The 4,530-nt window shown below is 51.9% G+C and carries 5 protein-coding genes; all 5 read left to right on the forward strand.

The genetic code is table 11. From position 1 onward, the window contains the following. The first annotated feature begins 142 nt into the window (after nt 1–142). From B2Y11_RS03455 to B2Y11_RS03475, 5 genes are read left to right on the forward strand one after another with little or no spacing between them, the layout of a single operon-like run. Nucleotides 143–847: an amino acid ABC transporter permease gene (locus B2Y11_RS03455; RefSeq protein ID WP_291056252.1), complete on the forward strand. Its 705-nt coding sequence runs from the start codon at nt 143–145 to the stop codon at nt 845–847. A 10-nt stretch (nt 848–857) separates the two neighbouring features. After that, nucleotides 858–1,574: an amino acid ABC transporter permease gene (locus B2Y11_RS03460; protein WP_291056254.1), complete on the forward strand. Its 717-nt coding sequence runs from the start codon at nt 858–860 to the stop codon at nt 1,572–1,574. A gap of 2 nt (nt 1,575–1,576) precedes the next feature. Beyond that, nucleotides 1,577–2,392, forward strand: coding sequence for an amino acid ABC transporter ATP-binding protein (locus B2Y11_RS03465; protein WP_291056257.1), 816 nt, complete (start codon nt 1,577–1,579; stop codon nt 2,390–2,392). A 10-nt stretch (nt 2,393–2,402) separates the two neighbouring features. Continuing rightward, nucleotides 2,403–3,140, forward strand: coding sequence for an SDR family NAD(P)-dependent oxidoreductase (locus tag B2Y11_RS03470; protein WP_291056259.1), 738 nt, complete (start codon nt 2,403–2,405; stop codon nt 3,138–3,140). Between the two features lie 60 nt (nt 3,141–3,200). Beyond that, nucleotides 3,201–4,217, forward strand: coding sequence for an alpha/beta hydrolase (locus B2Y11_RS03475; protein WP_291056261.1), 1,017 nt, complete (start codon nt 3,201–3,203; stop codon nt 4,215–4,217). Nucleotides 4,218–4,530 lie beyond the last annotated feature (313 nt).

Below are 4,530 nucleotides of genomic sequence, written 5' to 3' on the forward strand. Positions count from 1 at the left end.
GCATTGCATAAAAATTCAAGAATAAAAGCAGACAGTGATTTAATCAGCGCTTCCCTAGTCTACTAGCTCACTAGTACACTAGTACACTATTTCACTATTTCACTATTTCACTATTTCACCAATCAAACAGGAGGTGTTATCAATGCAGACCAGACCATTCAGTCCGGAAATGATTTTTACATCCATACCGGCCCTTCTTCCTTACCTGGCGGTAACGCTGGTGGTGGGGGTGACGAGCATTCTTACGGGATCCCTGCTGGGGATGCTTCTTGCCTGGGCCAAATTGTCAGGACACAGGGTAATCCGCATGGCGGCGGATGGGTATACCTACATCATCCGATGCACACCTTCTATTGTCCTTCTCTTCATTGTTTTCTACGGCCTGCCCAAATTCATGGAATCGGAATTCGGCATAGATATGGACAATCTGTCCCGGGCGGTCTTCGTGATTATTACCTTTACCCTTCTTTTCGGAGCCTATGTGTCGGAAGTGTTCCGTTCCGCCTATGAGGCGGTGGACCGGGGGCAGTATGAGGCAGCGGTCACCATCGGTCTTTCGCCGCTGCAGGCTTTTTTCCGGGTCATGTTTCCCCAGGCGGCGGTGATTGCCCTTCCCAATTTCGGAAATTCCGTCATCAACCTGCTGAAGGAAAGCGCCCTGGCCTATACCATCGGCCTCATTGACCTGCTGGGACGGACCAATCTGATTATTGCCAAGAATTACGGCGCCTATGGTATTGAACTTTATGTGGCATGCCTCCTCATTTACTGGGGCCTCAGCATCATTATCGAGCAGGCCTTTCTCCGCATGGAGTCCTACCTGGGCCGCGGCCGTCTGAAGGCGTAAGGAGGAAATCATGGAACTGGACCTATCATTTATGCAGCATGCGCTGCCCTTTCTTCTGAAAGCCCTGCCGGTGACCCTTTTCATTACGGCTCTGGTGCTTCTTCTGTCCCTGGCTCCTGCATTTCTCATGGCAGAGAAGCGGATCGGTGCCGGAGGAATTGGGGAAAGGCTCATTACCCTTTATGTTTCCTTCATCCGCGGCACACCGCTGGTGCTGCAGATTCTCCTCATGTACACCCTTCTCCCCAGTCTTCTGAATGGGGCGGTGAAGGTCATGGGAAGCTCCTTTGATGTATTTCACGGTGTCAATCCTCTCTGGTATGCCATTATCGTATTTACCCTGAATACCATCGCCCTTCTGTCGGAGGTGTTCCGGTCCGCCATTTTAAGTGTATCGGAAGGACAGATGGAAGCCGGTCTTACCATCGGTTTGTCCCGCTTCCAGACCTATGTGCAGGTCATCATTCCCCAGGCGCTCACCTCGGCCCTTCCCAACATATGCAACCTTACGGTGAACCTCATCAAGGGTACGTCCCTTGCCTTTTTCATGGGGATTAAGGACATTATGGCAGCTGCCAAAATCCAGGCTTCCTTTGGCTATAACTACATAGAGGCTTACCTGGAAGTATTTATTCTGTATGTTATCGTCTGCACCGTGGTGCAGGTTCTTTACAAAATTTTTGAAAAACGCACCGGTCTCTATCGCACCGCAGGGCAGGAGGGATAAAAATGCTTGAAATATCGCATGTAAGAAAACATTTCGGAAAACAGGAAGTACTGAAAGATGTAACCCTGAAGGTAAACAAGGGGGATGTGATTGTCATTTTAGGCCCTTCCGGCTCCGGCAAAACGACTTTTCTTAGAAGCCTGACCTTTCTGGAAAGGGCGGATGAAGGGGAAATGGTATTCGGTGACAAGAAACTGGATCTTCACCGGGCCAAACAGAAGGAAATCAGCTGGGTGAGAAAGCACACGGCCTTTGTATTTCAGAACTACAACCTTTTCGCCAACAAGACAGCCCTTCAGAATGTGATGCTTGGCCTCACCGTAGGACGGGGCGTGCCGAAGGCGGAGGCGGAAGCCATTGCCGGAAGGGCGCTTATGGAAGTGGGGCTGGCGGACCGGGCGGACTACTATCCGTCCCAGCTTTCCGGCGGCCAGCAGCAGCGGGTAGGCATTGCCCGGGCCATGGCTGTAAAGCCGGATGTGATTTTCTTTGACGAACCTACCTCCGCCCTGGATCCGGAGCTGGTAGGCGGCGTTCTTTCCGTCATGAAAAAACTGGCGGCGGACGGAGTGACCATGGTGGTGGTGACCCATGAAATGAAATTTGCCAGAGAGGCAGCTACCCGGGTGGTGTTCATGGACGGCGGCGTCATTGTGGAAGAAGGAAGTCCGGAAGAAATTTTCACCCATCCCAAAGAAGCCAGAACCCGCCGGTTCCTGCGCCGCATTCTGGACAGGGAACCGGGGATTGAGGAAGAAGCACCGGCGCCCATCCCGGCAGGCAGCTCTCTTTCCGGTGTTCTGCCCAATATGGCATAAAGGAGGACCTATGAAACGATTTCAAAATAAAGTGAGCCTTATTACCGGAGGCAATCGAGGCATAGGAAGGGCCATTGCCCTCCGCCTGGCCTCCGAAGGAAGCGGCATCATCCTTTTTGGAAGAAATGAGAGGGATAATCAATCGGTGGAAAAGGAAATCACCGAAGCCTTTGGCGTTCCCGTGAAAAGCTATGAAGTGGATATTTCATCGAAAGAATCGGTGGAAGAGGGCGTCAAGGCAGCCATTTCCCATTTCCGCCGTATTGACGTTCTTATCAATAACGCCGGCATCTGCCGCCTTTCCACACCCTTTGCAGAGGTAAAGGACGAAGAATGGGCCCAAACCCTGTCAGTCAATCTTTACGGCGTGATTTATACCACAAGGCTGGTGATTCCCTATCTGGAAAAGGAAGGCGGGAAAATCATCAACATCGCATCCCTGGCCGGTGAAGTAGGCGGTATTGCCACCTCCGCCGACTATGTGGCCAGCAAGGCGGCGCTGCAGGGAATCACAAAATCCCTGGCAAGAGAACTGGGGCCGAAACATATCAATGTAAATGCCATTGCACCGGGATTCGTCCGTACGCAGATGACTGAAAAGATGAGTATCAACCTGGACGCCATTCCCTTGAGACAGGTGGCGGAGCCGGAAGATATTGCCGCAGCTGCTGCCTTCCTCTCCTCCGACGATGCACGCCTCATTACAGGCACCACGCTGGATGTGAATGGCGGAATGTATATGAATTGAATCGGTTATAATAAAAACAGGAACTTAGGAGTTCCTGTTTTACGTTGAAAGGAAATCGGTATGAAACTATTTGGAAAACCGCTCATCATAGAAGAGCAGGGAAGCTTTGCCGCCGGCGGCAGGGTGATTCATGAAAAAGGAACCTACAGTGAAGACCATGCCCTGTCTCCGGAGGGACAGGGAAAGCATGTGGACCATGGCTATGTGTTTTACCAGATACCGGCAAAGGCCGGAAAGAATGCGCTCCTCTTCCTTCACGGCGCCGGACAGAGCGGTGCCTGCTTCGAAACCACGCCTGATGGAAGAGAAGGTTTCCAGACCATTTTCCTTCGTAAAGGTTACAAGGTGTACCTTATGGACCAGCCAAGGAGAGGGAGAGCAGGAAGCAGCGGGATAGAAGGAAATATAACGCCCGCAGCAGATGAAGCGCTGTGGTTTGACATTTTCCGCTTCGGCCATTATCCCCGTTACTTTGAAAACGTGCAGATTCCCCGGGGCGAAGAAGCGGAAAACCAGTTCTGGCGGAAAGTGACGCCTAATACCGGTGCCTTTGACCCGCTGCTCACAGCAGATGCCCTTTTGGAAACGGTGAACCGGACAGGAAATACTATCCTCATTACCCATTCCCAGGGCGGCTCTCCGGGGTGGCTGGCAGCTATGAAGAGTGAGAATATAAAGGCCATTATTGCCCTGGAACCGGGAGTGGGATTTGTCTTTCCGGAAGGCGAAGTACCGCCGCCTATGGAATCATCAAGTCCTTTCGGACCTTTGAAAGGCGTAGCCGTTTCTCGAAACGATTTTGAAAAGCTTACTCACATCCCTATTCTTATGATTTTCGGAGACCATATTCCCGAAAAGCCAAGTCCCCATGGCGGCGAAGACAACTGGCGGGTCCGTCTCAAGGAAGCCCGCCTCATGGCAGACGCCATCAACCGACGCGGCGGAGATGCAAAAGTTCTTCACCTGCCGGAAATCGGAATCTACGGCAATACCCATTTCCTTTTTGAAGACAAAAACAATGAGGACATAGCGGATATTATGGACCGGTGGATACAGGAGAAGGGACTGGGGGAGTAGGGGTTAGATATTAGACGATAGACTATGGATGGTAGGAATGGCGGTGTTTGGCTGTCCGTTGCCGGCTGCCGGCTGTCCGCTTACCGTTGTTATGAATATCATGGTCGCTACGCTCTCCTGTCATTTCGAGCGGAGCCCTGAAATCTCCCGGCAAACAGTTTCTGGTGGTGATGGCTATAAAAATGCGGCGGAGCCGCCACCACAACCCTCGTCCCGAAGGGCCGTCAAACTTAAGAACCCTCCGGCCGCAAGGCCGGAGGGTTCTTAGAACCTTGTCAATACCCGCCAAACTTAGTGTAAAATTTTACTCGGT

It is taken from the genome of Dialister sp. UBA1703 (assembly GCA_002320515.1).
In the GTDB taxonomy this organism is placed as follows: Bacteria; Bacillota; Negativicutes; order Veillonellales; family Dialisteraceae; genus Dialister.